This window comes from Rhizobium anhuiense bv. trifolii (genome assembly GCF_024346605.1).
GTDB classification, from domain to species: Bacteria; Pseudomonadota; Alphaproteobacteria; order Rhizobiales; family Rhizobiaceae; genus Rhizobium; species Rhizobium anhuiense.
In genome coordinates, this window is the sequence record NZ_CP098803.1 from 3,410,967 (window position 1) to 3,436,632 (window position 25,666).

The window sequence follows — 25,666 nt, forward strand, 5'->3', positions numbered from 1 at the left end:
ACCGCCCGTGCAAGCCCGATGCTTGCGCGGGCGGCCGAGATGCTGAATCATGTGCGGCCCGCCCTATCCCGGAGACAGAGAGATGATCTACGACGTGCTCTTCGGCAAGCCTCTGATATCCCTCATTGCGATAGGTTTCGCCGGTATCGTCGTCTGGCATCTGCTCTCCAGCCATCGGCCGACGACGCGACTGGTGGTGCAGATTCTCTTCTTTGCGGCGATGACATTGATCCTCGTCGGCAGCGGTATCGAACCTCACCGGTTTCAAGGATATGAGTCCGAGGATCCACAAGCCTTACTCGTCATCGTCGCGAAATCGCTCTGGTGGATCCATCTGGCATGGGCCGTCATCGGTTTCATCAGACTGTATCTGGTGCTGGAGGGCAGCCCGCGAGAGGCCCGCCTGCTCCAGGATCTCGTCATCGGCGTCGTCTATATCGGCATGGCCCTGTCGGTCCTGGCCTTCGTCTTCGGCGTGCCGATCGGCACGCTCGTCGCGACCTCGGGCGTCGTCGCCATCATTCTCGGCCTGGCGCTCCAGAACACCCTCGCCGACGTCTTCTCCGGCATCGCGCTGACGCTCGGCCGGCCCTACATCATCGGCGACTGGATCCTCCTCAGCGACGGCACGGAGGGGCGTGTCGTCGAAAGCAACTGGCGCGCGACGCATATCCTGACCAGCGCAAACAATATCGTCGTTCTGCCGAACAGTTTTCTGGCAAAGCTCGGCCTGACGAATGTAAGCCGGCCGGACGAGACCCATCTCTTGATCCTCACCATCCGCATCGCCCCGACGCGGATGCCGGCATCGGTCCGGCACGTGATGGCGACAGCGCTGGCGAGCTGCAATTCGATCGTGCGCGAGCCGCCGCCGGTCGTGGCGCTGAAGGCGCTGGATGCCACGGCGCTGGAGGTCGAGCTGCAGTTTCGGGTGACGAGCCCCAGCCAGCGTGTGCCGGCGCGAAACGAGGTGCTCGATCTTGTCTATCGCCATTGCAAATCGGCCGGCCTGCTTTTGGCCGTTCCTGCCGCCGCCTCAGTCCTGACCGGCGAACTGCCGACCGAAGAGAGCGCACGGCCGCCCCGCGTGACGCCGCTCGAATTGATCGAGGCCATTCCGATCTTTGCGACGCTGACGAGTGATGAAAAGCAGAAACTCGCCGAGACCACGGCCGTGCGCGAATTCCGCAAGGGCGATGTCATCGTGCGGGAGGGCGAAATGCTGCCGTCGCTGATGATGGTGCGGGCGGGCATCATCGCGGCGCGCCACGGAGATCAGGAGCGCGGGCGGCTGGCACCAGGTGATTTCTTCGGAGAGACCGGACTGCTCGCGGGCATGCAGGAAGTCTGCACCCTGGAGGCTCTGACCCCGGTGATCGCCTATGAAATCGATCAGGGGGCCTTTGCACCGCTGCTGAACGAACGTCCCGCACTGGCGGAAGAGATCGCCGAAGACCTTGCCAGCCGCGCCGAGCGCTTTCGCGACGGCGCCGCCCTGCCCCCGGAACAGGCCCACAGCGCGCGCGCCATTCTGAAAACCATCAGGACCATCTTCAGGGCTTAGAGCCTTTCCTCTCAGCCTGCGCGCTTCAGCACCCAAGCGAAGGTACTCTGCCAGAGTTCGGCCGGAACCTCCTCGGACAGGATGCTGACGAGATCGGAGAGCCGGACGCGCCTCAGCGTATTGCGCCAGGCCTCGTCGGCTTCCCACATGATGCGGGCGACCGCGCAAGGCTTGCTGTCACAATAACCTTCCGCCCGGCATGGATTGTTTTCCCGGATATTCGTGCAGGTGAAACTGCGCGCACTTCCCTCGACCGCCTCGACGATATCGAGGAAATTGATCTCGGACGAGGCTCTCGCAAGCCGGTAGCCGCCGCTCGGGCCGAGCGTGGTGTTGACCAGCGATGCCTGCGAAAGGCTCTGCAGCGCCTTGGAGAGATATTCTTTCGGCAGACCATGAAGCTCGGCGAGCGCCTTGGTGGAAAGGTACCTGCCCTCAGGCAGGCCCGCGAGAATGGCGCAGCAATGCAACGCCCACTCGACCTGGCTTTTCAGGATCATTCGGCAACTCTTGTGATGGCTGGCTCGGCCATTGGAATTAAGGATATATCATATCCGAAAACCGGTATGGTGTAAACGACCTGCATAAGCAGCGAGTTGCCGCCTGAGCCGTGAACCTCAGCCGGCCTCGCTCTCTCCCCTCGGCTGATCATTCTCAATCCCGGCAATCAGCTTGCGCAGCAGCGCCGCGAGCGCCTCGCGCTCCTGTCCGTCAAGAGCCTGCAGAAACGAGGATTCGCTCGCCATATCGGTGCGGAAGGCCTTTTCGGCGAGTGCGGCGCCGGCTTCTGTCAATGCCACCAGCACACTGCGCCCGTCCCGTGGCGATTTCTCCCGGCAGATCAAGCCCGCTTTCTCCAGACGGTCTAGCCTGTGGGTCAGGCCTCCCGACGAGATCATCAGCGCCGAATACATGTCCGTTGGGGTCAGCCGGTAAGGCGGCCCGGAACGGCGAAGCGCTGCGATCACGTCGAATTCGCCGCGGTCGAGGCCAAAATCGGCAAAGGTCGCCTCGATGCTGGGGCGCACCAGGTTGGACAGCCGAAAGGCCCGCCCCAGGATCGCCATCGGCTCCGTGTCGAGGTCGGGCAGTTCCAGCGTCCATTGCCGGCGCAGCCGGTCGACATGGTCCTCGCTCGGGCGGCCCTTATCCTCGGGGCGGTCACCGTTCCCTTCAGTTCCATCCATCATTCTCTGCCTCATATCACCACGGGCGAGACATACACCTTTCACTCGATTCACGGAAGATATCTTGACGGGAAGATAATTTTCAGAAATATATCTTCTCGCAAAGATAGTTTGCGTTCGCAGACGGCACGAGCAGGAGGCACGTGATGTTCAGGATTCTTCGACACCAGGAACCACGGCCGGATCAGAGCAGGACGGTCCGCTTCGAAGGCCACGATTACGGCGGCGAGATATCGCTCTTCCTCGTCGACAACGAGCCCGGCCAAGGCCCCGATCTGCATGTCCATCCCTATTCCGAGACATGGGCCGTCCGGAAAGGCGAGGCCGAGTTCACCGTTGGTGACGCCAAAACCCGGGCCTTTCCCGGTGATATCGTCGTCGTGGCCGCCAACGTTCACCACCGCTTCGAAAATGTCGGCACGGGACGGCTCGAAATCGTCTGCATTCATGCCAGCGACACGATCGTGCAGGAGTTTGTGTGAGGCGAGACTGTCCCCCCGAAAAACACCCAAAGAGGAGGAAACCGCAATGCCCAAGATGATCTTCGTGAACCTGCCGGTAAAAGACATTGCTGCTGCGACCCGCTTCTACGAAGCGATCGGATGCAGCAAGAACGAACAGTTCAGCGATCACCAGGCCTCGAATATGGTCTGGTCCGAGGCGATTATCTTCCACTTGCTGACGCGCGATTTCTTCGCGAGTTTCACGCCGAAACCCGTTGCCGAAGCGGAGAAGGCGAGCGAAATGCTGATCGCACTGACGATGGACAGTCGCGAAGACGTCGACGCCATCGTCGAGGCGGCCTCAACCGCCGGCGGCAAGACCGATCCGCGCGCCCCGACAGACATGGGCTGGCTCTATAACCGCGCCTTCGAAGATCCCGACGGCCATATATTCGAAGCGGTATGGGTCGATATGGCGGCGGCGTCCGCCACGGGGCAATAGCCGACAAGGCGCTCCGATGCGATCTGCGCGGGCGAAGCGGGTTTCGGCTCGCCTCGCCCGCCATGAAAACTTTTCCTGCGCCTGGAATAAAACTGCCTCGTGCCGTGTCTCATCTCAGGCATCGCAAGATTGCGTGCCCAATTTGAGGAGAGACATCATGAAGTCCGTGAAATTTCTGTCCGTCGTGGCGGCCGCCGCCCTTGCCGCGACCGCTGCTTTCGCCGCCGCTCCCGTCAAGACCGTCGATTCCGCCAAGGGCAAGGTGCTCGCCGGCGAAAACGGCATGACGCTCTACACCTTCAAGAAGGACGTCAAGGGCGTTTCCAACTGCAACGACGACTGCGCCAAGAACTGGCCGCCGCTGATGGCCGCTGGCGACGCCAAGGCCGATGGTGCATATTCGATCATCGATCGCAAGGATGGCACGAAACAATGGGCCAAGGACGGCATGCCGCTCTATTTCTGGGTCAAGGACACGAAGGCCGGCGACATCACCGGCGATGGCGTCGGCGGCAACTGGGATCTCGCCAAACCCTGATTGTAGGGGCCCTGATTGTAGGGGCCCTGATCGCCCAGACCCAAATCACCAGAGAGCCGGCGTGAAGATACCCGCACCCGAAACCTTCGAGGGCCAGATCCTGGCCCTCCTGCCCTCGCTCAGACGCTATTCGCGCAGCCTGACGCGCTCGGATGCCGATGGCGAGGATCTGCTCCAGGATTGCGTCGAGAAGGTTCTCACGCGCCGCGGCCAATGGCGCGGCCTCAACCTGCGCGGCTGGGTCCTGACCATCATGACCAATCTCTATCGCAACGGCCGGCGCGGCAAGGCGCGCGACGGCCTGATCGAACTCGACGCGGCTGAGGATATGGCCTCTTCCGAACCACCGACCGATCCGCTGGAGCGCGCCCGGCTCGACGATGCGCTGAACAGCCTTTCGGAAGAACACCGCGCCGTGCTGATGCTCGTGGTCATCGAGGGATATACCTATAGCGAGGTCGCCGCCGCGCTCGACATCCCGATCGGCACCGTCATGTCCCGCCTGTCGCGCGCCCGCCGGCGCATTGCCGAGCGGCTGAAGGCCGACAACATCATTACGCTTCGGAGACCGAAATGAACGACACCAATCCGAGCGTCACCGAAGCCGATCTCCACGCCTATGCCGACGGCCAGTTGCCGGAAACGACACGTGCCCGCATCGAGGCCTTCCTGGCCGACAATCCGGACGAGGCGGCGATGGTCGCCGCATGGCAGGCGCAAAATGGGGCGATCCGCTCGATGTTTGCAGGTTATGAGCAGGCGAAGGATACCGACCCCCTGCTGGTCGTCCCCCCGCGCGCCGCGCCATCAGGCTCGAAACGCTGGGCGATCGCTGCGGCCGCCCTCGTCGTCTTCGCGCTCGGCGCCGTCAGCGGCCATTATGGCCCGGCGCTTCTGGAAAAGCCGGAGTTGCAGCTTGCCGGCGCCGAAACTCTGCCGAAACAGGCTGAAACCGCCTTCGCGGTCTATGCCGCCGAGGTTCGTCACCCCGTCGAGGTCTTCGCTAATGAGGAAACCCATCTCGCCACCTGGCTTGGCAAGCGCCTGGCAATCCAGAATCTCAAGATCCCGAACCTGCAGCCGCTCGGCTTCAAGCTGGTCGGCGGCCGCCTGCTGCCGGTCGACGGCAGGCCGGGCGCCATGTTCATGTACGAGAATCAGGCCGGCGAGCGCCTGACTGTCCTGGTCGGCCGCAACACGGACAATCGCACGACGAGCTTCCGCTTCGCCTCGTCGGGCAATGTCGAGACCTTTTACTGGATCGACGGCGAACTCGGCTATGCCGTCACCGGCGAAATCTCCCGCGAGACGCTACGGAAGGTGGCTGAGGAATGCTATAAGCAGTTTCCGTCGTGAGGATCAGCGCGAGGGATCGTTGCTGAGCTCGATCGGCCGTCCGTGCGGCGTCGCTTCCGCCGCCCGCTGCCAACTCTGCTGAAGTGCCAGGATCGTTTTCGCATCGGCGATGCCGTTGCCGACGATCAGATCCGAGAGAGCCGCCACCCAGCAGTCGAAATAGTCGCTGCCATCTTCGGCCCGCCCAGGCTTGTGCAATTGCGCGGACAGCGTTTCAGCCCATTGGCTCCAGCTGAACAGGCCTTTTGCGTGCAGGTGCACGGTCATGGCAAAGGCTTCGGCCGCCCATGGCTCGGGAAAGACCGGCTCTCCCTCCGGCGATCTCGGCAGGCTGGGCGATTGCCTCAACGGCGATGTCTCATGCCGGCTCAAGATAGCTCTCCCAGGCATCGATCGACACGGTCAGCGTGGGATCGGCATCCGCGCCCCAGATCTCCGCACCGTCGAAAACGATGGTATACAGCCATTGCGGGTTTTCGCCCTTGCCATGCGCATTGTCGTCAGGGAAGACGAACGAACCTTGTACTGCTTCGACCACACCGGTCCTGGCGCGCGCGTAACGCGGTAGGCGCGTATGCGTCGGCGGGTTGAAGTTCTTCGTCCTCACCGTCGCGCCGACCACAAAGAGCGGCGCGGTCTTAACAGGACGATCGCAAGGCCCACCCTTTGCCAAAACGGCGGGCACGATGTCCGCTTTCAGCACGCGCTTCGGCACCGCGCCGTCCTGCAATGCATGGCCGGACAGCAACTCCTCGCGCGTCGCAAAGCCGTGCCGCTCCAGCAGCTTGTCGATGCCGCGGATCCAGATCTCGTAGTAGCTGGCGGCGAGGTAATCGGCCGGCGGAATATTCTCGCGCGCATGCCGGCTTTCATCGATCGTCCACGCGCCGAAAGCGCCGCAGGAGATGGTGATGCCGAGCGCCCGCTTTTCCCATGCCGCATGAAAATAGGGCTCATTCTTTTCGGGCGCGACCGGCCCGAAGCCCATCTGCCCGCCGAGATCGTGCGGTCCGTTCATGGTGTGCTCTCCGGGCTGGCGGCAACCGCGGTGCCGATCATCGCATCGCGGCTGACGAGACCGGCAAGCGCCTGTTCGTCCATTCCTTCCGTGCCTTCCGGCCGCTCGGGAATGACGAGGTAACGCAGCTCTGCCGTCGAATCCCAGACGCGGATCTTCTTGTCCTCCGGCAGCGTCAGCCCGAATTCCGCAAGCACGCCGCGCGGATCGATGACGGCGCGCGAGCGATAGGCCGGCGCCTTGTACCAGACCGGCGGCAGGCCGAGCACCGACCAAGGATAACAGGAGCAGAGCGTGCAGACGACAAGGTTATGAGTCTCCGTCGTGTTGAAGACGGCACGCATGTGCTCGCCCTGCCGGCCAGTGTAGCCGAGACTGGCGATCGCCGCCGTCGCATCACGCTTCAGCCAGTCGGCGAAATCGGCATCGCTCCAGGCTTTGGCTACGACATGCGCGCCGTTTCTCGGCCCCACCTTCGTCTCATAGGTCTCGACGATCGCATCGATCGCCGCCGGATCGATAAGCCCCTTCTCCGTCAGCAACGTTTCCAACGCCTTCACACGTGCCTGCATGTCGGAATAGTGATTGTCGTGGTGATGATCATGGTGATCGTCGCCATGATGTGCATGGTAGTCTTTGTGCCGCATGACACTCTCCTGGGTAGCGGCTTAATCTTAAGCGCCTGCCGGAGAACCGCCAAGCGTCTTTCTCGTCGAGAAGGCTCAATGGATGGCATTGATTAAGAGCCAAATAGGGATTGTTAAGCAAGCCCTCGCTCGCGTCACCGCTCTAACCAAACGTTAACAGTTTCACCTCCAGATTGTACCCATGAAAACTCCGACATTCGGCCGTAGAACCAGCCCTCCCGCCCCTCCATCCGTCCCCCAGAGAGAAAGGATGGCGAGCCGTGCGTATAGCGCCGCCCCTGACGATCCGCGCCCTCGCGACGCCGGCGATACTTTGCAAAGCCCGAGGATGATCGCGCGCGTCCTGCTCGACTGCCTCATTCAGGACTTGACGAGGGACGGCTATGTTCATTCGATAGATCTATTCGCAGCCCTGGGTTCGGTCGGCGGCTTTTCGTGCATACTTGCCGCCCTGGATATTGCCTCCGCTGGACAGCTTCGCGACGGCGCTGATCTCGTCGTCGTGGAAACCAAGGATGGCTCTCGATACTATGCGGGTAACCTACCGAATGCCTTCCTTCTCGAAAGCCATGATTCCTTTCTTAACCTCACATATGGCGCAGCAAGACAGTCTGGCGGCTTGATCTCGCAAGAGATGGTAATGGAAACGTTTCGTCACGTAGCCGCAACCATCGGACATCCGCAGTTCGGAATATCGCGATTGTTGGAAGAGCATAGGCCAGGCGATACTCCCCTCATCTACGTTCGCCGCCTGTGGCCCAAGGTAGCCGAGATCCTCGACCGGCACCTCGTCCCCATCAGGAGGCGCCCTTTGGCGATCGGCATGGCGTTGGAACTTGCCTTCGTGTCTGGCAAACCACCGCTCGACCCGTCTCTAGCGGCGCGGATCGTCACCGAATGCGCCGTTCCCATGGCAAAACTCGATCCGCGCAGTATCGCTTGAGCGTCCGGCATCAAAGCGACGCGGGCGTTGTGCGCCTCCCTGCTCGACATGCCCTTTTTCGATAGTCTTCTCCCATGAACATCCTGATTCTCGGTGCTACAGGCTTCATCGGTTCGGCCGTCGCAGCGCAGTTGCTGAAAGACGGCTATACCGTGACCGGCCTTGCCCGCAATCCCGACCGGGCTTGCGTCCGGCAGTCCGATATCCGCTGGATCAGCGCCGATCTCGAAAAAATGACCAATGCAACCGACTGGTCCTCTGTGCTCGAAGGCCAGCAGGTGGTCATCAACAGCGCGGGCGCCTTACAGGACAGCCTGTCAGACGATCTCGCAGCCACCCAGCAACGCGCAATGATCGCGCTCCAGCAAGCGGCGCGACCAGCCGGCGTGAAACTGATCGTACAGATCTCCGCCCGGACGGACGGCGCCGGCAGCAACCTCCCCTTCCTCGCCACAAAGCGCGCCGCCGATACGGCCCTTGCAGCATCCGGCCTGCCTTACGTGATCCTGCGCCCATCCCTCGTGCTCGGCCGTAACGCCCATGGCGGCACAGCGCTTCTGCGTGCACTTGCATCCTTCCCCCTCGTCGTCCCGCTCCTCCATGCCGACAGCACGGTCAACACCGTCGCCGCCGAGGATGTCGCTACCGCCGTTTCGGCAGCGGTTTCCGGCACACTCCCCTCCGGCAGCGATATCGAACTGGCCGCCGAGGAACGGCATACGCTCGCGAGCCTCGTCAAATTGCACCGCGCCTGGCTCGGCCTGCCGGATGCGCGTGTTGTCTCCATCCCACCAGCGATCGCACGGCCTGTCTCATGGCTTGCCGATATTGCCGGTCATCTTGGCTGGCGCTCGCCGCTGCGCTCCACCGCCATGATCGTCATGTCCGAAGGTGTGCGCATAGGCCCCACGCCTTCGGGTCTGCCGACGCTTTCGGCTGCAGAGACGCTTGCCGCCAATCCCTCCGGCGTTCAGGACCTGTGGTTTGCCCGCCTCTATCTCTTAAAGGCGCCCGTCATCGCCGGCTTGTCGCTCTTCTGGCTGTTGTCCGGTCTCATCCCGCTTCTGGCGCCAACGCAGGCAAGCGCCCACTTCCTGCCCTTCATGCCCGCAGGCGCCGCCGTAGCGCTGACGCTTGCAACCTGCCTGATCGACGTGGCACTCGGTGCCGCCGTCCTTGTCCGTCCCCTGGCGAAACGCGCCCTTCTCGGCATGCTTGGTGTATCGCTCGCCTATCTCGCCGGCGCCAGCCTGCTCGAACCCGCGCTCTGGCTCGATCCGCTCGGGGTTCTCGTCAAGGTGCTGCCGTCGATCCTGTTGACGCTGGTAGCCCTTGCCATCCTGGATGAACGCTGATGTTTGAAGAATGGCTGCTGCTCGCCCATGTCATTGGCGCGACCGTGCTCTTCGGTACCGGCGCCGGTATCGCCTTCTTCATGGTGATGGCGCATCGCACGCGCGATCCCGCACTGATCGCCCATGTCTCAGCAACCGTCGTCATCGCCGATACGGTCTTCACCGCCACCGCGGCCATCCTCCAGCCGGTGACCGGCACTCTGCTGGCGCGATCGATCGGCTGGGACCTGTCGGAGGGCTGGATTGCGCTGTCGCTGCTGCTCTATGTCGTCACCGGCCTGTTCTGGCTGCCGGTCGTCTGGATACAGATCCGGCTGCGCAATCTCGCTCGCGCTGCCGCGGCATCGGGAAAAGCCCTGCCGCCAGCCTATTTCAGCCTTTACCGCATCTGGTTTGCTTTCGGCTTTCCAGCCTTCTCAGCCGTCCTCGGCATTTTCTGGCTGATGCTGATGAAGCCGTCGATCGCTCTATTTTAACATCGGCCAGAGGCTTAGCACCAACAGCACTGCCATGCTGATGTTGAACCATTTCAGCCGCACCGGATCGGAAAGCCATTCCCTGAGCGCCGAGCCGAAGCCTGCCCATGTCGAAACGCTCGGCACATTGACCGCCGCGAAGGCGAGACCGACGATCAGCACGCTGACGAGATAGAGTTGCGGATTGGTATAGGTCGCCATCGCGGTGACCGCCATCACCCAGGCTTTTGGATTGACCCATTGGAAGGCGGCAGCGGCGAAGAAGGACATCGGCTCGACGCCGCTCCTGCCTTCGCTGAGCGAGCGCGACGAGGCGATCTTCCAGGCGATCCAGACGAGATAGGCGCCGCCCGCAAATTTCAGCGCCGTATAGACGGCCGGCACCGTATGCAGAAGCGCGCCGAGCCCGAGGCCGACGCCGATGAGCAGCGAGAAAAAACCGGCGCCGATGCCGAACATATGCGGGATCGTCCTGCGGAAGCCGAAGTTCACGCCCGATGCGAAGAGCATCATATTGTTCGGTCCCGGCGTGATCGATGTCGTAAAGGCAAAGAGAACGAGGGCGAGAAACGTATCCAGCGGCATCCGACCTCCCCAGCCAGCTTTTTGCGGCCTGTCTATTTAGGTCAACATAGCTGCCCTAAACTGCCGATGCCATGACATCATTGTCATGGTGACAGGATTACTTGAAAGATGGCGAGCCGGCCCAATCTCTTGCCGAAGGGACAGAAAATTATGCAAGACGACCCGATTCCATTGATCACATTCCCGAACGGCACCGAGGTGCCGGCGCTCGGCCAGGGAACCTGGGCCATGGGCGAGGATGCCGGCCACGCCAGGGCCGAGATCGAAAGCCTGAAGGCCGGCATCGATCTCGGCATGACACTGATCGACACCGCCGAAATGTATGGCGACGGCGGCGCCGAGGAGATCGTCGGCCAGGCAATCAGGGGACGGCGCGACGAGGTCTTCGTCGTCAGCAAGGTCTATCCCTGGAACGCCAGCCTGAAAGGCACGATCGAAGCCTGCGAGCGCAGTCTCGAACGGCTCGGCACCGACCGCATCGATCTCTATCTCTTGCACTGGCGCGGCAACTACCCGCTCGCCGAAACCGTCGCCGCCTTCGAAATGCTGAAAACATCCGGCAAGATCGGCGCCTGGGGCGTCTCCAACTTCGACACCGACGACATGCAGGAATTGCTTGGAGTGCCCGACGGCGCCAATGTCGCCGCCAACCAGGTGCTCTATAATCTCTCCCGCCGCGGCATCGAATTCGACCTGCTGCCCTGGTGCCAGAGCCGCAAGATTCCCATCATGGCCTATTCGCCGATCGAGCAGGGAAATATCCTGCATCATCCCGAGCTGATCCGCATCGCCAAGGCCTATCAGGCAACGCCCGCCCAGCTGGCGCTCGCCTTCCTGCTGGAACGCGACGGCGTCATCGTCATCCCGAAGACCTCGAATGCCGAACGCGCGGCCGAAAACCGCGACTGCGTCTCGCTCGATATCACCGACGAGGACTGGCAGGCGCTGGACGCCGCCTTCCCGCCGCCGGCAAAGAAAAAGCCGCTGGAGATGCTCTGATCTCCAGCGGCTTTCGCAATTATTTCAGCAGCGGGCCTACATGCCCGGGCTGTAATATTTACATGCCCGGGCTGTAGTCTCTACATGCCCTGGACACCGCGGTTCATCGCCGCAATGCCGGTACGGCAGACCTCGATCAGGCCGAGCGGCTTCATGATCGCGACAAACTGGTCGATCTTCGACGACTTGCCGGTGATCTCAAGAATGAAGTGACCGACCGTCGCATCCACCACCTTGGCGTGGAAGGCATCGGCAAGGCGCAGGGTCTCGGCGCGCATGTCGCCCTCGCCGATCACCTTGACCAACGCCACCTCGCGCTCGATCGGCCGGTCCTGGCCGAGTTCGCGGGCGCGCACCGTCAGGTCAACGACGCGATGCACCGGCACGATCCGCTCCAGCTGCGCCTTGATCTGCTCCAGCACGTGCGGCGTGCCGCGTGTGACGATGGTGATGCGGGAAAGATGCGCCTGATGCTCGGTCTCGGAGACCGTCAGGCTCTCGATATTGTAGCCGCGGCCGGAGAACAGGCCGATGACCCGGGCAAGAACGCCCGGCTCGTTGTCGACGAGAACCGAAAGCGTGTGGCTTTCGACGGCCGCCGTTTCCGGCGAGATGAAATAGGCGGAGCCCGTGGGCTGTAGATGTGCGTTCATGGTCCTGAGTTTCCTCTTCCCTGCCGCATAACCCCGAAAATCGGAAACGATTTCCGGAAAGGATTATGCGCAAATTAAAAATGTCAGACGAGCGCGCGGCCCTTGGCATCGATCGCATTGGCGACCGCCTCGTCGGTGGCTTCATCCGGCAGCAGCATTTCGTTATGGGCCTTGCCTGAGGGAATCATCGGGAAGCAGTTGGCGAGATTGGCGACGCGGCAATCGAAGATGACCGGCTTTCTGACCTCGATCATCTCCAGAATGGTGTCGTCGAGCTCATCCGGCTTTTCGCAGCGCAGGCCGACGGCGCCATAGGCTTCCGCCAATTTGACGAAGTCGGGCATCGCCTCGGTATAGGAGTTCGACAGGCGGTTGCCGTGCAGCAGCTGCTGCCACTGGCGCACCATGCCCATATACTGGTTGTTCATGATAAAGATCTTGATCGGCGCATCGTGCTGGATCGCCGCCGACATTTCCTGGATGCACATCTGGATCGAGGCATCGCCGGCAATGTCAATGACGAGGCTGTCGGGATGGGCGATCTGCACGCCGAGTGCGGCCGGCAGGCCGTAACCCATCGTGCCGAGGCCGCCCGAGGTCATCCAGCGGTTCGGCTGTTCGAAGCCGAAGAACTGCGCCGCCCACATCTGATGCTGACCGACCTCGGTGGTGATGTAGGTGTCGCGGTCCTTGGTGTGGGCGTAGAGCCGCTCCAGCGCATATTGCGGCATGATGACGTCGTTGCTCTTCGTATAGGCGAAGGAGTTGCGCGCCCGCCAGCGGGTGATATCGGTCCACCAGTCGTCGAGCCGGCCCTTTTCCGGCTTCTTCGGCAGCGCCCGCCACAGGCGGACCATGTCTTCGAGGACGTGGCCGACATCGCCGCGGATGCCGATATCGACCCGGACGTTCTTGTTGATCGAAGACGGATCGATGTCGATATGGATCTTCTTCGAATTCGGCGAAAAGGCATTGAGACGGCCGGTGATGCGGTCGTCAAAACGCGCGCCGATGCAGACCATGACGTCGCAATCGTGCATCGCCATGTTGGCTTCGTAGGAGCCGTGCATGCCGAGCATCTTCAGCCAGTTCTTGCCGGAAGCGGGATAGGCGCCGAGGCCCATCAGCGTCGAGGTGATCGGGAAATCGGTGAGCTCGACCAGCTCGCGCAGCAGCTTGGAAGCCTCGGGACCGGAATTGACGACGCCGCCGCCGGAATAGATGACGGGACGGCGTGCATTCGCCATCAGCTCGATCGCCGCATGGATCTGGTTGAGGTCGCCCTGGGTCTTCGGCTGGTAGCTCTTCTGGATCGTGTAGTCGGCCGGCGGTGTGTAGGTGCCAGTCGCAAACTGCACGTCCTTCGGAATATCGACGACGACAGGGCCCGGACGGCCGGACTGGGCGATGCGGAAGGCCTCGTGAATGACGGCGGCGAGTTCGTTGACGTCCTTGACCAGCCAGTTGTGCTTGGTGCAGGGCCGGGTGATGCCGACCGTATCGCATTCCTGGAAGGCGTCGGAGCCGATCAGCGAGGTCGGAACCTGGCCGGTCAGGCAGACGAGCGGGACCGAATCCATCAGCGCATCCTGAAGCGGCGTGACCGCATTGGTGGCGCCCGGACCCGAGGTTACCAGCATGACGCCGACCTTGCCGGTCGAGCGGGCATAACCTTCGGCCGCATGGCCTGCCCCCTGCTCGTGGCGGACGAGGATGTGCTTGACTTCCTCCTGCTGGAAGATCTCGTCGTAGATCGGCAGGACCGCGCCGCCGGGATAGCCGAAGATATGTTCGACGCCATTGTCCTTCAGCGCCTTGAGAACGATCTCCGCTCCCGTCATCCGATTGCCTGCCGCCTGATTGTCCGTGCTCATCTGTCTGTTCCGTTTATGCTGGGATTTGCGTTTGTGGCCGGAAGCCCTGATTTCGGGCATAAAAAAAGGCCCCGGAGGAGCCTGTCATCTAGCGCATGGGTGGCTATCGCCGGATGGTTACACCATCCTGCCCATGCGCTTTCCCACCACGATAAGAGCCGTTGCGATTTTCATGGTCGGAAGTGATAGACAGAAAATTTCGCAGCGTCAACGCATGCCGCAATAAAAAACTGCCCGACGCCCGTATCCCCGAAAATCGATAGGATGAAGGATTTGTTAAAGGATCGACTTTATTCTTATACGCTACCGCATGGAGTAGCCCTTTGCTCAACAACGACTTGCGCACGTCTGGCAAGGCAGGCGAGCATGATCGCCGCGATGGCCATGCGCCGGGGAATCGCTTTCTCGGCCGCGTCGTTGCATGCAGCGGCTCCAGGGCGACAATTGCCGCCGTCGCCGAACAGGGCGGCACCGATCTTACCGAACTCTGGTCCGTGGGCCGGCTGATTTCGATCAGCGTCGGCCGCAACCGTGTCGTCGCCCTCGTCTATCAGATGAACACCGGCAGCCATGCCTGGGATGAAGGCCAAGACAACACGTTCCGGATCGAGACCGAACTGCTCGGCGAAGTCCGTGTGGATGAGGACGGCACCGAGGAATTCTCGACCGGCATCTCGCGTTACCCCTATCTCGGCGCCATCGCCCACCGCATCCGTTCCGCCGACCTGATGCGCATCTATGATGCCGGCGAAGGTACGACCGCCGTCATCGGCAAGCTGACGCAGGACGAAAGCATCGATGCGGCGATCCACATCCCCTCGATGCTCTCCAAGCATTTCGCCGTCGTCGGCTCCACCGGCGTCGGCAAGTCGACCGCCGTCTCGCTGCTCCTGCACAAGGCGATCGAGGCGGATCCGAAGCTGCGTGTGCTGATCCTCGATCCGCATAATGAATTTGCCGCCGCCTTCCCCAAGCACGCGGTCACCATCGATACCGATACACTCGACCTGCCCTTCTGGCTGATGCGGCTGGAGGAATTCGCCGAGGTCGTCTTTCGCGGCCGTCCGCCGGTGCCCGAAGAACTCGACATGCTGCGCGATATCCTGCCGGAGGCCAAACGCGCCTTCCGCGGCAGCGACAACTCGCTGGTGCGCCGGACGACGGAAAAAAGCTCGATCACCGCCGATACGCCGGTTCCCTACCGCATGGCCGATCTGCTGGCGCTGATCGACGAGCGCATCGGCCGCCTGGAAGGCCGCTCGGAAAAGCCCTTCCTGCGGTCGCTGAAGATGCGCCTCATCGCCGCGATCAACGATCCGCGCTATCATTTCATGTTCTCCAACAACACGATCAGCGACACGATCACCGAAACCATCGCGCAGATCTTCCGCATCCCCGGCGAGAATCGGCCGATCTGCACCTTCCAGCTTGCCGGCATTCCCTCCGAGGTCGTCAATTCGGTCGCCTCGGTGCTCTGCCGCATGGCCTTCGAAGTGGCGCTGTGGAGCGACGGCGCCATCCACATGCTCGTCGTCTGCGAGGAAGCTCACCGTTATATCCCCTCCGATCCGAGCCTCGGCTTCGTGCCGACACGCCAGGCGATTGCCCGCATCGCCAAGGAGGGCCGCAAATACGGCGTCTCGCTCGGCATCATCACCCAGCGGCCGGGCGAGCTCGACCAGACGATCCTGTCGCAGTGTTCGACGCTCTTTGCCATGCGCCTTGCCAACGACCGAGACCAGGAAATCATCCGCTCGGCCATCCCGAATTCGTCGATCTCGACGACGAGCTTCATCTCCTCGATCGGCAATGGTGAGGCAATCGCTTTCGGCGAGGCGATCAGCGTGCCGATGCGCATGCGCTTTTCCCGCGTCGAGGAGAACCTGCTGCCGAAGGCGAGCAGCGCCAACAGCAAGCAAAGCGAGGAAGATCCGGATACAGTCGACCTGCGCAAGATCGTCACCCGTATGCGGGCGGTGACCGTCGGACCCGACATTTCGAATTTCCAGCAGAACTACGCCGCATCCGTGGCAAGCTTGGACGAGGCTGATGCAGCCGACGAGGATCTCGACGCCACGGCTTACGCGCCACCCACCTCTTCGGCCGCGCCGCTCGAATCCTACCGACGCGAGCTGCTGCCGCAAACGCCGCGGCTGGATCCGGCTGCAGTGCCGGCGATCGATCCCCGGCTGGACGCGCTCCGCCGCGAGATGCGCCGCGAGGAGCCGGTCTTTCCCCGGCCGGCGCCGTCGGCGGATCAGCCAGCGATCACCCGCCGGGAGCCTGGCACGTCGCTGCGCGAAAGCATCCTGAAAAAACCGCTGAGCAGCCTCTACAACAAGGATTGACGCTTCAGCTCACTCTCCAGCGTCATTAGAGGTCCGACGGCGTCGAGCACCCGTTGCCGGTCCATCGGTCCGAGCGGCAACAGAGGTCGTGGGAGCTCTGCCTGGGCGAGTGAGAGAATGTCGACCAGCGTATAGACCACGCGAAGGCTTCCGAATTCCTTGAACGTTTTCCAGAGCGGCTGGAGGAGAGCATCGAGCCGGCGCGCCTCACCACTGTCACCCGCAATCGCGGCCTTGCTGAGCGCAAGGGCGACGCGCGGAAGCAAGCCGCCGATGACGCTGTACCAGGCATCGGCGCCTGAAAGCAGCGCTTCGGCCGCCCCCCAGTCGCCGCTATAGCCGATCGCAAGCTCGGTCTTCTCCCGCAATGCCGCCAGTTCGCCTGCGAGATGGCCCTCAACAGGCAGAGGCATCTTTACCGCCTTGATCGTCTCGAGGTCGGACAGGCGTTGCAGAAGCTCGCGGCTGAAGGTGAAGTGGGTCGTGCCGGGATTGTTGTAGATGCAAAGCGGCAGCTTCGCCGCCTCCGTGACCGCAAGGAAATGCCGATAAGCTTCTTCCTGGGTCAGCGGCGTATAGGATACAGGCGCCAGCAGAAGCGCATCTGCACCAGCGGCCTCGGCATCCCTCGCAAGGTTTTGGGCCTGGTCTGTCCTCAAAGCGCCAACGCCGACGACGAGGGGAATACGGCCGTGAACGCATTCGACCGCAGCCTCGACGGCTCGCCGCCGCTCCTCAGGTGCAAGAAAGGCATAGATCCCGGTGCTGCCGAGAAGACCTATCGAGGCGACGCCTGCATCGCACAGGCGCTCCAGCAGGCGGCTAAGAGCTTCGGTGTCGACCCTGCCATCCCGATCGGCGGGCGTTGGCGGAAAGGCCGAAAGACCATGAAACGGAGAAGCGACAGACATGATGCGATCCTGAAAAACGGTCAATGTGAAAACAGCAGGCGCGATCCGGCGCCGGCGAAGAAGACGGCGAGACTTCCCTCGATCCACCGCCGCGCGCGGGCATAGCCGCGCACCATCGGCGCCGTCGAGAAGAGCACGGCATATCCGGCAAATATCGAGATCCCGAGAAGCACGCAGCCGCCGAACGCCGTGACGGCCATCTCTGGCGAAGCGCCGGGCTTAAGGCCGAGCGACATGATCGCGACCCAGGCCAGAACCGCCTTCGGATTGCCGAGATGCATCAGAACGCCGCGGCGATAGAGCATGCCGAGTCGCGCGTCAGGCCGGACGAGCTCACCTGCCGGCCTGTCCGGCGCGGCTGCCGAGCGGGCCGCCTTCCAGGCGAGCCAGAGGAGATACAGCCCGCCCGCGACCTTGAGGAACAGCAGGGCATGGGCATAACGGACCAGCAGTGTCGATATGCCGGTGACCGCGATCAGCCCCCAGCATGTCGACATCGTGATGACCCCGGCGGCCAAGGTTAACGCCGGTCGACGCCCCTGCCGCATCGCCACATTCATGATGGCCATGTTGCTTGGTCCGGGACTGCCTGCAGCAATTGCGTAGGCGATGTAGACGACGAGAAGATCCTGCATTTGCGTGTTTCCAGAAGTTTGCGCCCGCGGACGCCCCTAGAAACGAAGAAAACGGGGAGCCGCCAATCCGCTTCCTTTTCCTCGAAAATTGGTCCACTATGAAGCACCATTTTTGAAGAAAATCTCTAGACCACTTTTTGCGATGTCCAAACGGCGCAGCACCATCGAAATCCCGTCGCTCAACGCGATCGATCGAACGACCAATGTCGGCCGCCAGCTTGCCCAGAGCCTGCGCAGCGCAATCGCCAGCGGCGAACTGAGGCCAGGCGAACGCCTTCCTTCGACGCGCAGCCTTGCGGCTTCGCTGAAGATCGCGCGCGGCACTGTCGTCGAGGTGTTCGATCAGTTGGTCGCCGAAGGCTATCTCGAAGCGCGGGTCGGAGCCGGAACCCGGGTTGCCGCTCATCTCCTGGACGCGATGCCGGCGCCGGCAGCTCCGCCGGTCGCTGATGCTGTCGATCTGCCTCCCCCGGCTGCCCGGCTGATCGCCGTTGCCCGTGCGCTCACCCCGCACCCGCCGGTTCCCTTCGCCATTGCCGTCCCGGCGTCCGGTATTGCGCCCGACGACACCTGGCGCCGCCTCGGCAATCGCGTGCGCGCGTCGAGACAGGCCGCACCCTCGGGTTACCACGACCCGATGGGTCTGCACGAGCTCAGGCTTGCCATTGCCGACCACATCCGGCGCGCGCGGGCCGTTCATTGCGAGCCGGAACAGGTCATCGTTACATCGGGCACCCAGCAAGGCCTCTATATGGCAGGCCGGGTGCTTCTCTCGCGTGACGATCCGGTATGGGCCGAAGACCCCGCCTATCCCGGGTTGACGGCAGTGCTCGACGATCTCGGCGTACGGACCCACCGCTTGCCCGTCGATGCACAGGGGATGAACGTGGAACGCGGCCTCGAACTCTGTCCGCAGGCGCGCGCCGCATTCGTCACCCCTTCGCACCAATATCCGATCGGCATGCCGCTCAGCATGGCGCGGCGCAATGCCTTGATCGCCTGGGCCGACCAGAATCGCGCCTGGATCGTCGAGGACGATTACGACAGCGAGCTGCGTTATGCCGGACACCCGTTTCCCTCGATGCAAGGATTGCGTCCGTCACGCGTCATCTATCTCGGAACCTTCAGCAAGGTGCTCTTCCCCTCCCTGCGCCTCGGCTACGTCATCGCCCCTCCTCCGCTCGTAGAAGCCTTTGCCGGCGCCCGCGCCATTCTCGACCGGCATTCGCCGATCGCAGAACAGCATGTTCTGGCGGCTTACATGCGGGAAGGCTATTTCGAGGCGCATATCCGGCGCATCCGCGGCCTCTATGCCGACCGCCGCGCTGTCCTGCTCGCAGCGCTCGAGCGGGCCTTGCCCGAGGGATGCCAGGTTCAGCCGAGCGACCAGGGCATGCACATTCTTCTGTGGCTGCCCGAGCAGGCCGACGACGTGCAACTTGCAGCACGCGCCTTATCGGCCGGCCTCGCCGTGCGGGCGATCTCCCCGATGTATGCCGCGGAGCCGGCGCGCCCCGGCCTGATGCTGGGCTTCGGCGGATTTCTTCCGGACCAGCTGCGGGCGGCGGTCGGCGAACTCGCCAAACTGCTGAGCCTGCAGATGACTGGAGCGGAAGGCCCGCGTCAGGTCTGACACTTAAGCGATCAGCCGTTCCCAGCTGTCGTCCATCTGGTTGCGGAACCATGTCATCTGCCGCTTGGCATATTGCCGCGTCGCCGCAGCACCCTTCTCCAGCACCTCGTCGCGTGTCATCTCGCCCCTCAGCATCGCCGCGATCTGCGACACGCCGATTGCCTTCATCACGGGCGCCTCGGCCGGCAGGTCGAGCGCAAGCAGCGCCCTCACCTCGTCTTCGGCGCCTTGCTGCAGCATTTTTTCGAAACGGCCGTTGATGCGTTGATGCAGCACCGCCCGGTCCGGCAGCACGACGATCTTGCGGGCCTCACCCGCGTCGATCACCACCGGTCCCGACTGGCCCTGGAAATCGGCGATCGACCGCCCCGTCGCCTTCATCACTTCCAGCGCCCGGACGATGCGCTGTCCGTCCTGGCGGTTGAGACTTGCCGCCGTGGCGGGATCGGCGTCAGCGAGCTCCGCATACAACCCGTCCGGCCCCTCCTCCAGCAGCCGTGCCCTGAGGCTTTGCCGCAGTGTCTCCGGTATCCCGGGCATATCCGAGAGTCCGCCGGTCAGCGCCTTGAAATAAAGCCCCGTGCCGCCGACGAAGACCGGCAGCCGTCCTTCGGCCTTGAGCATCGGCAGCAGCGCCGAGACATCGCGCAGCCAGGCGCCTGTGGAATAGGCCGCCCCCGCCGGCACGTGGCCGTAGAGATGATGTGGCACGCCTTGCATCTCCCCCTCCGACGGCCGCGCCGTCAGCACCCGCAGCGTATCGTAGACCTGCATGCTGTCGGCGTTGACAACGACACCGTCATGGCGTTTGGCCAATTCGACGGCGAGCGCGGACTTGCCGCTGGCGGTCGGCCCGGTTATCAGGATCGCGTTCACTGTGCTCAGAAGGTTTTCCATCATGGCCCTCGTTGCCACGCTTGTTGCCAATCCGTCAAATCCCGTGCTGACACCCGCAATCGCCGAACAGGCGGCCGAGGTGGTGAAGGCTTCCGGCCTCTATTGGCTGGCCGACGGCATCGCCTGCGACATCGCGCTGCGCGACGGCACGGATGCGCAGGCGGCCGAGGCCAATATCCTTGCGCTCATATCAGGCGCGCCGATCGACCTCGTCATCCAGGAGCAGGAGACCCGCCGCAAGAAGCTGCTGATTGCCGACATGGATTCGACGATGATCGGCCAGGAGTGCATCGACGAACTCGCCGCCGAAGTCGGCCTGAAGGAAAAGGTTGCCACCATCACCGCCCGCGCCATGAATGGCGAGATCGCCTTCGAACCTGCCCTGCGTGAGCGTGTCGCCCTGCTCAAGGGCCTGCCGCTGTCGGTCGTCGACGAAGTGATCGCCAAGCGCATCACACTTACCCCTGGTGGCCCGGAACTGATCGCCACCATGAAATCGAAAGGCCATTACACCGCCCTCGTCTCCGGCGGCTTCACGGTCTTCACCAGCCGCATCGCCGCCACCCTCGGCTTTGATGAGAACCGCGCCAACACGCTGCTCGAAGACGGCGGCATACTCTCCGGCTTCGTCGCCGAACCGATCCTCGGCAAGCAGGCGAAAGTCGATGCGCTGAACGAAATTTCGGCTCGCCTCGGCATTTCGCCGGAAGAAGCGATCGCCGTCGGCGACGGCGCCAACGACCTCGGCATGCTGCACCTCGCCGGCGCCGGCGTCGCCCTCCACGCCAAGCCCGCCGTCGCCGCGGAAGCTGAGATGCGCATCAACCACGGTGATCTCACAGCCCTGCTCTATATCCAGGGCTACCGGAAGACGGATTTCGTGACGGCTTGAAGACCGACGTGGCACACCCTCATCCCTATGCTCGTCACAGGAATGGGCGAGAGTTGGAGACGACGGCGGTAATTCACCACCGCCGCAACTTTCTCATTCCATCGGCACCGCCACGAACCGGAGATCGCCATTCGCCGATGCGATCATAAGCTGGGCGTTGCGGCGGCCTTCCTGTTTCAGCGCCTGCACCTTGGCGGCGACCGCATCCGGCGACTTCATGAACTCCTGCGCCACTTCGACGATCACATCGCCGGGCTTCAGCCCCTTTTCGGCCGAGGCGGAGCCGGGCGTCACCTCTGTCACGACGACGCCGTCGACGCTCTCGGCGATGCCGAAAGCCTTGCGCGTCTCGGGGCTCAAAAGCGACAGCGACAGGCCGAGCACGTTCTTCGGCGTTGCCGCATCCGGCGCCACCTGACCCTTATGCTGGTCCGGCGTGCCGGGTTCGGGCTGGACCTGATCGCCGCTGTCAGGCTGGTCCATGTCATTGTTTTCGCCGGGATCCGGCGTGATCACGCCGTCGTCCTGCGAGCCATCGGGCGCCGCATCGCCGGATGCGGCCGCCTGATCGCTGTCTTCGAGCCGGCCAAGCTTCACCTTGACGGTCTGCTCCTTGCCGTCGCGCAGCACCACCACGTCGACTTCCTTGCCGACCGTGCTTTCCGCCACGACGCGCGGCAGGTCGCGCATTTCGCTGACGGTCTTGCCGTCGAATTTCAAGATGACGTCGCCTGCCTTGATCGAGCCATCGTCGACGGGTCCGCCCTTGATGACGCCGGCGACCAGCGCGCCCTTTGCGCTGTCGAGCCCGAGGCTGTCGGCGATATCGTCGGTCACCGGCTGGATGCGCACGCCGAGCCAGCCGCGCCGCGTCTCGCCATATTCGCGCAACTGGTCGACGACGCCGGACGCAAGCTCCGACGGCACCGAGAAGCCGATGCCGATCGAACCGCCGCTCGGCGAGATGATCGCCGTGTTGATGCCGATCACTTCACCCTTCATGTTGAAGAGCGGTCCACCGGAATTGCCCTTGTTGATCGCCGCATCCGTCTGGATGAAGTTGTCATAGGGGCCGGCATTGATATTGCGGCCGCGGCCGGAAATGATGCCTACCGTCACCGAACCGCCGAAGCCGAACGGATTGCCGATGGCCATCACCCAGTCGCCGATGCGCATCGTGCTGGAATCGCCGAATTTCACGGATTTCAGCGGCGCCTTCGGCTCGACCTTCAGCACGGAAAGATCGGTCTTCGTATCCGTGCCGATCAGCTTCGCCTTGAGTTTCGAACCATTGGCGAAATTGATCTCGATGTCGTCGGCGCCCTCGATCACGTGATTGTTGGTGACGATATAACCGGCCGGATCGATGACGAAGCCGGAGCCGAGCGAGCTGACATTGTGATTGCCGCCCTTGTTGCCCTGCTGCTTGTTGAAGAAATCGTTGAAGAACTCCTGGAACGGCGAGCCGTCGGGTGCACGCGGCGCCGGGCCGGCCCCCTCGTCGTCCTTCACATTCTGCGAGGTCGAGATATTGACCACGGCATCGAGCAGCCCCTCGGCGAGATCGGCGACAGAAGCCGGGCCGTTGTTTGGCGTGACGGCCTGGATCGGGGCGATCTGCTGTGGCGCGCCGGGTGCGGGCGGCGTGGGCGTAGGAGCAGCCGCCTCCGGAGCAGCCGGAGCGGGCGTGGCAACCCCAGGAGCGGTCGTCTCAGGTGCGGTTTGCGCATAGGCAATCCCGTTCATGCCGGCATGCGCAAGAATTGCAGCGCTGGCCATAAGCGCGAGCGTTCGTCTGAAGGGCGAGCGTTTCGTGGGGGCCATCAAGCTTCCTCATAAGGGGTAAATGCGCACATTGAGCACCAGCATAAGGCGGAATGATGGAGGGTGAAATCACCTTTTCGCGAAATCCCCGTGCAATGTGACGTGGCCTCGCAAATGCCGGATCATCTCAATCATCCCACGAAAAAAGGGCCGGCACTCGGGCCGGCCCTTCGAGGATTGTCGGGATGCGATCGGCATCCCTTGCCGTCAGTTCGCCGGCTGGGCGGGTGCTGCGGGAGCAGCCGCAGCCGGTGCGGCCGGATTTGCCGGCGACGGCTGCAGAGTGCCGGCGGCATTGTCGAAAAAGCGGAAAAATTCCGAATTCGGCGACAGCACCAGCGTCGTGTCCTGGGACGAAAGCGCCGAGGAATAGGCCGCCATCGAGCGATAGAACTCGAAGAAGGCTTGATCCTTGCTGAACACTTCGGCGAAGACGCGGTTGCGTTCGGCATCGCCCTGGCCCCGAAGGATTTCCGCATCGCGCTGGGCGCCTGCGGTGAGCTCGACAACCTGGCGGTCGGCGACGGCCCGGCGCCGCTGGCCTTCCTCATTGCCTTCGGCACGGATACGCTCGGCCTCGGCAAGGCGTTCCGAACGCATGGCATTATAGGTGTTCGGCGCAACCTCCGGCGAAAGGTCGGTACGGCGGATGCGAACGTCGTCTATATGCAGGCCGAGATTTTCGGCATCCGTACGCAGGTCGTCGCGAATCTCCAGCATCATCGCGACACGCTCTTCCGAGAGTGCGGCATTGTAGTCACGCAGACCGTAGACGCGGCGAAGCGATGAATCGAGCTGCGCCCTCAGCCGCGCTTCCGCGGCCTCACGATCACCCGATACCGTCTCGCGGAAACGACGGACATCCGAGATATTGTAGATCACGAAGGCATCGACGTCGAAGGTCTGGCCGTCCTGGACCTGAACCCGGATATTGTCGAGATCGAGCCTCAGCGCCTGCTTTTCGACCAACTGAACGCGGTCGGCATCCATGAAGCCGAACGGCAGCTTGAAGTAAATGCCAGGCTCGGTCTTGACCGACTGGATCTGGCCGAAACGGACGACAATGGCCTGCTCGCGCGCATTCACCACGAAGATGGACGAATAGAGCCCGACCAGCACGATGGCGAGGATGAGGAGAATGATGGGAAGTCTGTTCGATGTCATGACTCAACCTCCCTGCTGCGCCGGTTTGCCGAGCTCGTTGAGCGGCAGATAGGGCAACACGCCCTGCTTCTCATCGATGATGACCTTCTTCGAGTTCTTCAGCACCTGCTCCATCGTTTCGAGGTACAACCGCTTGCGGGTTACGTCAGGCGCCTTGGAATATTCGTCGTTGATCGCGGTGAAACGCTGCGCTTCACCTTCCGCCTCTTTCACGACACGGTCCTTGTAGGCGGCGGCATCTTCACGGATTCTGGCCGCATCGCCTCGCGCCTGGCCAAGCTTCTGGTTGGTGTAGCGATTGGCCTCCTCGATCGTGCTATCGCGGTCACGGCCGGCACGCTGCACCTCTTCGAAAGCATCGGCGACTTCCCGCGGCGGCGCCACGTTCTGGATCGTCACGCCGGTGACGGTCACGCCGGCGCCATAGCGGTTCATGGTATCCTGCAGAATATTGAGCACATCCACTTCGATCGGCTGGCGATTGCTGCGGAAGGCGTCCTGGGCCGGACGCCGGCCGACGATTTCGCGCATGGCGCTGTCGGAAACCTGCTGCAGGGTCTCTGCCGGATTTTCGACGTTGAAGAGATAGGCCTTCGGATCACTGACCGTGTAGAAGACGGCGAACTGCACGTTGATGACGCTCTTGTCGCTGGACAGCATCAGGCCGTTCGAAGACGAGGCCGAGGTCGCCCCGATATTCAGCTGTTGCACGGTCACCTTGACCGTCTCGACGGTTTCCATCGGCCAGAAATGGAAATGCAGGCCGGGCATCGAGATCTCTTCCTTCGGCTTGCCGAACCGCAGCTCGACGCCGCGTTCGTCCGGCTGCACCACGTAGATGCACTGGATCAGCCAGAACACCGCGAGGATCGCCACGACGATCACCGCCACGCCGCCGTTGAAACCGCCGGGAACGATGTTGCGCAGCTGGTCCTGGCCGCGCCGGATGATATCTTCCAGATCGGGCGGTCCGCCCTTGCCGCCGCCACCGCGCGGGCGGTTCGGCCCCTGGCCCCATGGTCCCTGATTATTACCGCCGCCGCCGCCCCAAGGGCCGCCGCCGCCATTCTGATTGCTCCAGGGCATCAAAACCTCGTTGTTCGTTAAGTCTTCCACACATCCGGAACCGTGGGGGCTGACCGGCGGATGCGTTGGTGACCGTTATAGGTATCGCCGCATCGGCTTTCAACGCAACGTGGGAAACTTGGTCAATTTAATTGGA

At 62.8% G+C, this 25,666-nt stretch carries 27 protein-coding genes; 13 read left to right on the forward strand and 14 right to left on the reverse strand.

Annotation, left to right across the window (positions count from 1 at the left end):
• Positions 1 to 82: 82 nt before the first annotated feature.
• Positions 83 to 1,564, forward strand: a complete 1,482-nt coding sequence (locus tag NE851_RS25610) for a mechanosensitive ion channel family protein (protein ID WP_097542181.1) — start codon at positions 83 to 85, stop codon at positions 1,562 to 1,564.
• Positions 1,565 to 1,575: 11 nt separating this feature from the next.
• On the opposite strand, the gene NE851_RS25615 is transcribed toward NE851_RS25610, so the two are convergent.
• Positions 1,576 to 2,064 carry an RrF2 family transcriptional regulator gene (locus NE851_RS25615; protein ID WP_047610807.1) on the reverse strand — a complete coding sequence of 163 codons (489 nt, stop codon included), beginning with the start codon at positions 2,062 to 2,064 and terminating at the stop codon, positions 1,576 to 1,578.
• A 117-nt stretch (positions 2,065 to 2,181) separates the two neighbouring features.
• A complete protein-coding gene (locus NE851_RS25620) occupies positions 2,182 to 2,754 on the reverse strand; it encodes a MarR family winged helix-turn-helix transcriptional regulator (RefSeq protein ID WP_254958610.1) in 573 nt (190 codons plus the stop codon).
• A 143-nt stretch (positions 2,755 to 2,897) separates the two neighbouring features.
• Between NE851_RS25620 and NE851_RS25625 the strand changes: the two genes are divergently transcribed.
• The 5 genes from NE851_RS25625 (at position 2,898) to NE851_RS25645 (ending at position 5,590) form a co-directional block, all read left to right on the forward strand.
• Positions 2,898 to 3,233, forward strand: coding sequence for a cupin domain-containing protein (locus tag NE851_RS25625; RefSeq protein ID WP_254958612.1), 336 nt, complete (start codon positions 2,898 to 2,900; stop codon positions 3,231 to 3,233).
• A 46-nt stretch (positions 3,234 to 3,279) separates the two neighbouring features.
• A complete protein-coding gene (locus NE851_RS25630; protein WP_097542180.1) occupies positions 3,280 to 3,696 on the forward strand; it encodes a VOC family protein in 417 nt (138 codons plus the stop codon).
• Between the two features lie 157 nt (positions 3,697 to 3,853).
• Entirely contained in the window at positions 3,854 to 4,234 is a 381-nt protein-coding gene (locus tag NE851_RS25635; RefSeq protein ID WP_047610815.1) for a COG4315 family predicted lipoprotein, read from the forward strand.
• A gap of 61 nt (positions 4,235 to 4,295) precedes the next feature.
• Positions 4,296 to 4,811 carry an RNA polymerase sigma factor gene (locus tag NE851_RS25640; RefSeq protein WP_047610817.1) on the forward strand — a complete coding sequence of 172 codons (516 nt, stop codon included), beginning with the start codon at positions 4,296 to 4,298 and terminating at the stop codon, positions 4,809 to 4,811.
• The gene (locus NE851_RS25645; protein WP_254958615.1) at positions 4,808 to 5,590 is read left to right on the forward strand and encodes an anti-sigma factor family protein; all 783 of its coding nucleotides are present in this window, start codon (positions 4,808 to 4,810) and stop codon (positions 5,588 to 5,590) included. Before NE851_RS25640 ends, NE851_RS25645 begins: the two co-directional genes overlap by 4 nt.
• Positions 5,591 to 5,593: 3 nt before the next feature.
• Here NE851_RS25645 and NE851_RS25650 read toward each other — a convergent pair whose 3' ends face one another.
• The 3 genes from NE851_RS25650 to nthA are packed head-to-tail and all read right to left on the reverse strand — an operon-like array spanning position 5,594 to position 7,255.
• Entirely contained in the window at positions 5,594 to 5,962 is a 369-nt protein-coding gene (locus NE851_RS25650) for a nitrile hydratase accessory protein (RefSeq protein WP_097542178.1), read from the reverse strand.
• On the reverse strand, positions 5,949 to 6,608 hold the full coding sequence (nthB, locus tag NE851_RS25655; protein WP_254958618.1) for a nitrile hydratase subunit beta: 660 nt from the start codon (positions 6,606 to 6,608) through the stop codon (positions 5,949 to 5,951). The genes NE851_RS25650 and nthB overlap by 14 nt, the downstream gene beginning before the upstream one ends.
• Positions 6,605 to 7,255, reverse strand: coding sequence for a nitrile hydratase subunit alpha (gene nthA, locus NE851_RS25660; protein WP_254958620.1), 651 nt, complete (start codon positions 7,253 to 7,255; stop codon positions 6,605 to 6,607). The genes nthB and nthA overlap by 4 nt, the downstream gene beginning before the upstream one ends.
• A 250-nt stretch (positions 7,256 to 7,505) precedes the next feature.
• Here nthA and NE851_RS25665 point away from each other — a divergent pair, with 250 nt between their 5' ends.
• The 3 genes from NE851_RS25665 to NE851_RS25675 all read left to right on the forward strand — a co-directional run bounded on the left by NE851_RS25665 (position 7,506) and on the right by NE851_RS25675 (position 10,029).
• Positions 7,506 to 8,198 (forward strand): hypothetical protein, encoded by a 693-nt coding sequence (locus tag NE851_RS25665; RefSeq protein ID WP_127430227.1) that lies wholly within the window; start codon positions 7,506 to 7,508, stop codon positions 8,196 to 8,198.
• A gap of 74 nt (positions 8,199 to 8,272) precedes the next feature.
• The gene (locus NE851_RS25670) at positions 8,273 to 9,553 is read left to right on the forward strand and encodes an SDR family oxidoreductase (protein WP_127430226.1); all 1,281 of its coding nucleotides are present in this window, start codon (positions 8,273 to 8,275) and stop codon (positions 9,551 to 9,553) included.
• Entirely contained in the window at positions 9,553 to 10,029 is a 477-nt protein-coding gene (locus NE851_RS25675; protein WP_097542175.1) for a DUF2269 family protein, read from the forward strand. The genes NE851_RS25670 and NE851_RS25675 overlap by 1 nt, the downstream gene beginning before the upstream one ends.
• Here NE851_RS25675 and NE851_RS25680 read toward each other — a convergent pair.
• On the reverse strand, positions 10,021 to 10,614 hold the full coding sequence (locus NE851_RS25680) for a LysE family translocator (RefSeq protein WP_047610830.1): 594 nt from the start codon (positions 10,612 to 10,614) through the stop codon (positions 10,021 to 10,023). The genes NE851_RS25675 and NE851_RS25680 overlap by 9 nt on opposite strands.
• Positions 10,615 to 10,764: 150 nt before the next feature.
• On the opposite strand from NE851_RS25680, the gene NE851_RS25685 reads away from it, so the two are divergent.
• On the forward strand, positions 10,765 to 11,613 hold the full coding sequence (locus tag NE851_RS25685) for an aldo/keto reductase (protein WP_097542374.1): 849 nt from the start codon (positions 10,765 to 10,767) through the stop codon (positions 11,611 to 11,613).
• Between the two features lie 80 nt (positions 11,614 to 11,693).
• On the opposite strand, the gene ilvN is transcribed toward NE851_RS25685, so the two are convergent.
• Positions 11,694 to 12,266 carry an acetolactate synthase small subunit gene (gene ilvN / locus NE851_RS25690; protein ID WP_047610833.1) on the reverse strand — a complete coding sequence of 191 codons (573 nt, stop codon included), beginning with the start codon at positions 12,264 to 12,266 and terminating at the stop codon, positions 11,694 to 11,696.
• Between the two features lie 83 nt (positions 12,267 to 12,349).
• The gene (locus tag NE851_RS25695; RefSeq protein WP_047611753.1) at positions 12,350 to 14,140 is read right to left on the reverse strand and encodes an acetolactate synthase 3 large subunit; all 1,791 of its coding nucleotides are present in this window, start codon (positions 14,138 to 14,140) and stop codon (positions 12,350 to 12,352) included.
• 323 nt (positions 14,141 to 14,463) lie between these two features.
• On the opposite strand from NE851_RS25695, the gene NE851_RS25700 reads away from it, so the two are divergent.
• Positions 14,464 to 16,488 carry an ATP-binding protein gene (locus tag NE851_RS25700; RefSeq protein ID WP_127430225.1) on the forward strand — a complete coding sequence of 675 codons (2,025 nt, stop codon included), beginning with the start codon at positions 14,464 to 14,466 and terminating at the stop codon, positions 16,486 to 16,488.
• Here NE851_RS25700 and NE851_RS25705 read toward each other — a convergent pair.
• Both NE851_RS25705 and NE851_RS25710 read right to left on the reverse strand, forming a co-directional pair.
• Positions 16,473 to 17,399 (reverse strand): dihydrodipicolinate synthase family protein, encoded by a 927-nt coding sequence (locus tag NE851_RS25705; RefSeq protein WP_127430224.1) that lies wholly within the window; start codon positions 17,397 to 17,399, stop codon positions 16,473 to 16,475. The genes NE851_RS25700 and NE851_RS25705 overlap by 16 nt on opposite strands.
• A 20-nt stretch (positions 17,400 to 17,419) precedes the next feature.
• Positions 17,420 to 18,034, reverse strand: coding sequence for a LysE family translocator (locus NE851_RS25710; RefSeq protein WP_047610838.1), 615 nt, complete (start codon positions 18,032 to 18,034; stop codon positions 17,420 to 17,422).
• Between the two features lie 142 nt (positions 18,035 to 18,176).
• Here NE851_RS25710 and pdxR point away from each other — a divergent pair, with 142 nt between their 5' ends.
• Entirely contained in the window at positions 18,177 to 19,667 is a 1,491-nt protein-coding gene (gene pdxR / locus NE851_RS25715) for a MocR-like pyridoxine biosynthesis transcription factor PdxR (RefSeq protein WP_047610840.1), read from the forward strand.
• A gap of 3 nt (positions 19,668 to 19,670) precedes the next feature.
• On the opposite strand, the gene miaA is transcribed toward pdxR, so the two are convergent.
• Entirely contained in the window at positions 19,671 to 20,567 is an 897-nt protein-coding gene (gene miaA, locus NE851_RS25720) for a tRNA (adenosine(37)-N6)-dimethylallyltransferase MiaA (RefSeq protein WP_047610844.1), read from the reverse strand.
• On the opposite strand from miaA, the gene serB reads away from it, so the two are divergent.
• The gene (serB, locus tag NE851_RS25725) at positions 20,566 to 21,456 is read left to right on the forward strand and encodes a phosphoserine phosphatase SerB (protein WP_047610846.1); all 891 of its coding nucleotides are present in this window, start codon (positions 20,566 to 20,568) and stop codon (positions 21,454 to 21,456) included. The two genes, miaA and serB, sit on opposite strands and share 2 nt — an antisense overlap.
• Positions 21,457 to 21,549: 93 nt before the next feature.
• Here serB and NE851_RS25730 read toward each other — a convergent pair whose 3' ends face one another.
• The 3 genes from NE851_RS25730 to hflK form a co-directional block, all read right to left on the reverse strand.
• The gene (locus NE851_RS25730) at positions 21,550 to 23,280 is read right to left on the reverse strand and encodes a DegQ family serine endoprotease (RefSeq protein ID WP_097542168.1); all 1,731 of its coding nucleotides are present in this window, start codon (positions 23,278 to 23,280) and stop codon (positions 21,550 to 21,552) included.
• Between the two features lie 207 nt (positions 23,281 to 23,487).
• Positions 23,488 to 24,444 carry a protease modulator HflC gene (hflC, locus tag NE851_RS25735; protein WP_047610850.1) on the reverse strand — a complete coding sequence of 319 codons (957 nt, stop codon included), beginning with the start codon at positions 24,442 to 24,444 and terminating at the stop codon, positions 23,488 to 23,490.
• 3 nt (positions 24,445 to 24,447) lie between these two features.
• A complete protein-coding gene (hflK, locus tag NE851_RS25740; protein ID WP_047610852.1) occupies positions 24,448 to 25,530 on the reverse strand; it encodes an FtsH protease activity modulator HflK in 1,083 nt (360 codons plus the stop codon).
• Between the last annotated feature and the right edge of the window lie 136 nt (positions 25,531 to 25,666).

Bases quoted from the DNA above. Each gene is read 5' to 3' on its own strand.
- NE851_RS25610 (WP_097542181.1), top strand. From the start codon at position 83: ATGATCTACGACGTGCTCTTCGGCAAGCCTCTGATATCCCTCATTGCG.
- NE851_RS25615 (WP_047610807.1), bottom strand. From the start codon at position 2,064: ATGATCCTGAAAAGCCAGGTCGAGTGGGCGTTGCATTGCTGCGCCATT.
- NE851_RS25620 (WP_254958610.1), bottom strand. From the start codon at position 2,754: ATGATGGATGGAACTGAAGGGAACGGTGACCGCCCCGAGGATAAGGGC.
- NE851_RS25625 (WP_254958612.1), top strand. From the start codon at position 2,898: ATGTTCAGGATTCTTCGACACCAGGAACCACGGCCGGATCAGAGCAGG.
- NE851_RS25630 (WP_097542180.1), top strand. From the start codon at position 3,280: ATGCCCAAGATGATCTTCGTGAACCTGCCGGTAAAAGACATTGCTGCT.
- NE851_RS25635 (WP_047610815.1), top strand. From the start codon at position 3,854: ATGAAGTCCGTGAAATTTCTGTCCGTCGTGGCGGCCGCCGCCCTTGCC.
- NE851_RS25645 (WP_254958615.1), top strand. From the start codon at position 4,808: ATGAACGACACCAATCCGAGCGTCACCGAAGCCGATCTCCACGCCTAT.
- nthB (WP_254958618.1), bottom strand. From the start codon at position 6,608: ATGAACGGACCGCACGATCTCGGCGGGCAGATGGGCTTCGGGCCGGTC.
- nthA (WP_254958620.1), bottom strand. From the start codon at position 7,255: ATGCGGCACAAAGACTACCATGCACATCATGGCGACGATCACCATGAT.
- NE851_RS25665 (WP_127430227.1), top strand. From the start codon at position 7,506: ATGGCGAGCCGTGCGTATAGCGCCGCCCCTGACGATCCGCGCCCTCGC.
- NE851_RS25670 (WP_127430226.1), top strand. From the start codon at position 8,273: ATGAACATCCTGATTCTCGGTGCTACAGGCTTCATCGGTTCGGCCGTC.
- NE851_RS25675 (WP_097542175.1), top strand. From the start codon at position 9,553: ATGTTTGAAGAATGGCTGCTGCTCGCCCATGTCATTGGCGCGACCGTG.
- NE851_RS25680 (WP_047610830.1), bottom strand. From the start codon at position 10,614: ATGCCGCTGGATACGTTTCTCGCCCTCGTTCTCTTTGCCTTTACGACA.
- NE851_RS25685 (WP_097542374.1), top strand. From the start codon at position 10,765: ATGCAAGACGACCCGATTCCATTGATCACATTCCCGAACGGCACCGAG.
- ilvN (WP_047610833.1), bottom strand. From the start codon at position 12,266: ATGAACGCACATCTACAGCCCACGGGCTCCGCCTATTTCATCTCGCCG.
- NE851_RS25695 (WP_047611753.1), bottom strand. From the start codon at position 14,140: ATGAGCACGGACAATCAGGCGGCAGGCAATCGGATGACGGGAGCGGAG.
- NE851_RS25705 (WP_127430224.1), bottom strand. From the start codon at position 17,399: ATGTCTGTCGCTTCTCCGTTTCATGGTCTTTCGGCCTTTCCGCCAACG.
- NE851_RS25710 (WP_047610838.1), bottom strand. From the start codon at position 18,034: ATGCAGGATCTTCTCGTCGTCTACATCGCCTACGCAATTGCTGCAGGC.
- pdxR (WP_047610840.1), top strand. From the start codon at position 18,177: ATGTCCAAACGGCGCAGCACCATCGAAATCCCGTCGCTCAACGCGATC.
- serB (WP_047610846.1), top strand. From the start codon at position 20,566: ATGGCCCTCGTTGCCACGCTTGTTGCCAATCCGTCAAATCCCGTGCTG.
- miaA (WP_047610844.1), bottom strand. From the start codon at position 20,567: ATGATGGAAAACCTTCTGAGCACAGTGAACGCGATCCTGATAACCGGG.
- NE851_RS25730 (WP_097542168.1), bottom strand. From the start codon at position 23,280: ATGGCCCCCACGAAACGCTCGCCCTTCAGACGAACGCTCGCGCTTATG.
- hflC (WP_047610850.1), bottom strand. From the start codon at position 24,444: ATGACATCGAACAGACTTCCCATCATTCTCCTCATCCTCGCCATCGTG.
- hflK (WP_047610852.1), bottom strand. From the start codon at position 25,530: ATGCCCTGGAGCAATCAGAATGGCGGCGGCGGCCCTTGGGGCGGCGGC.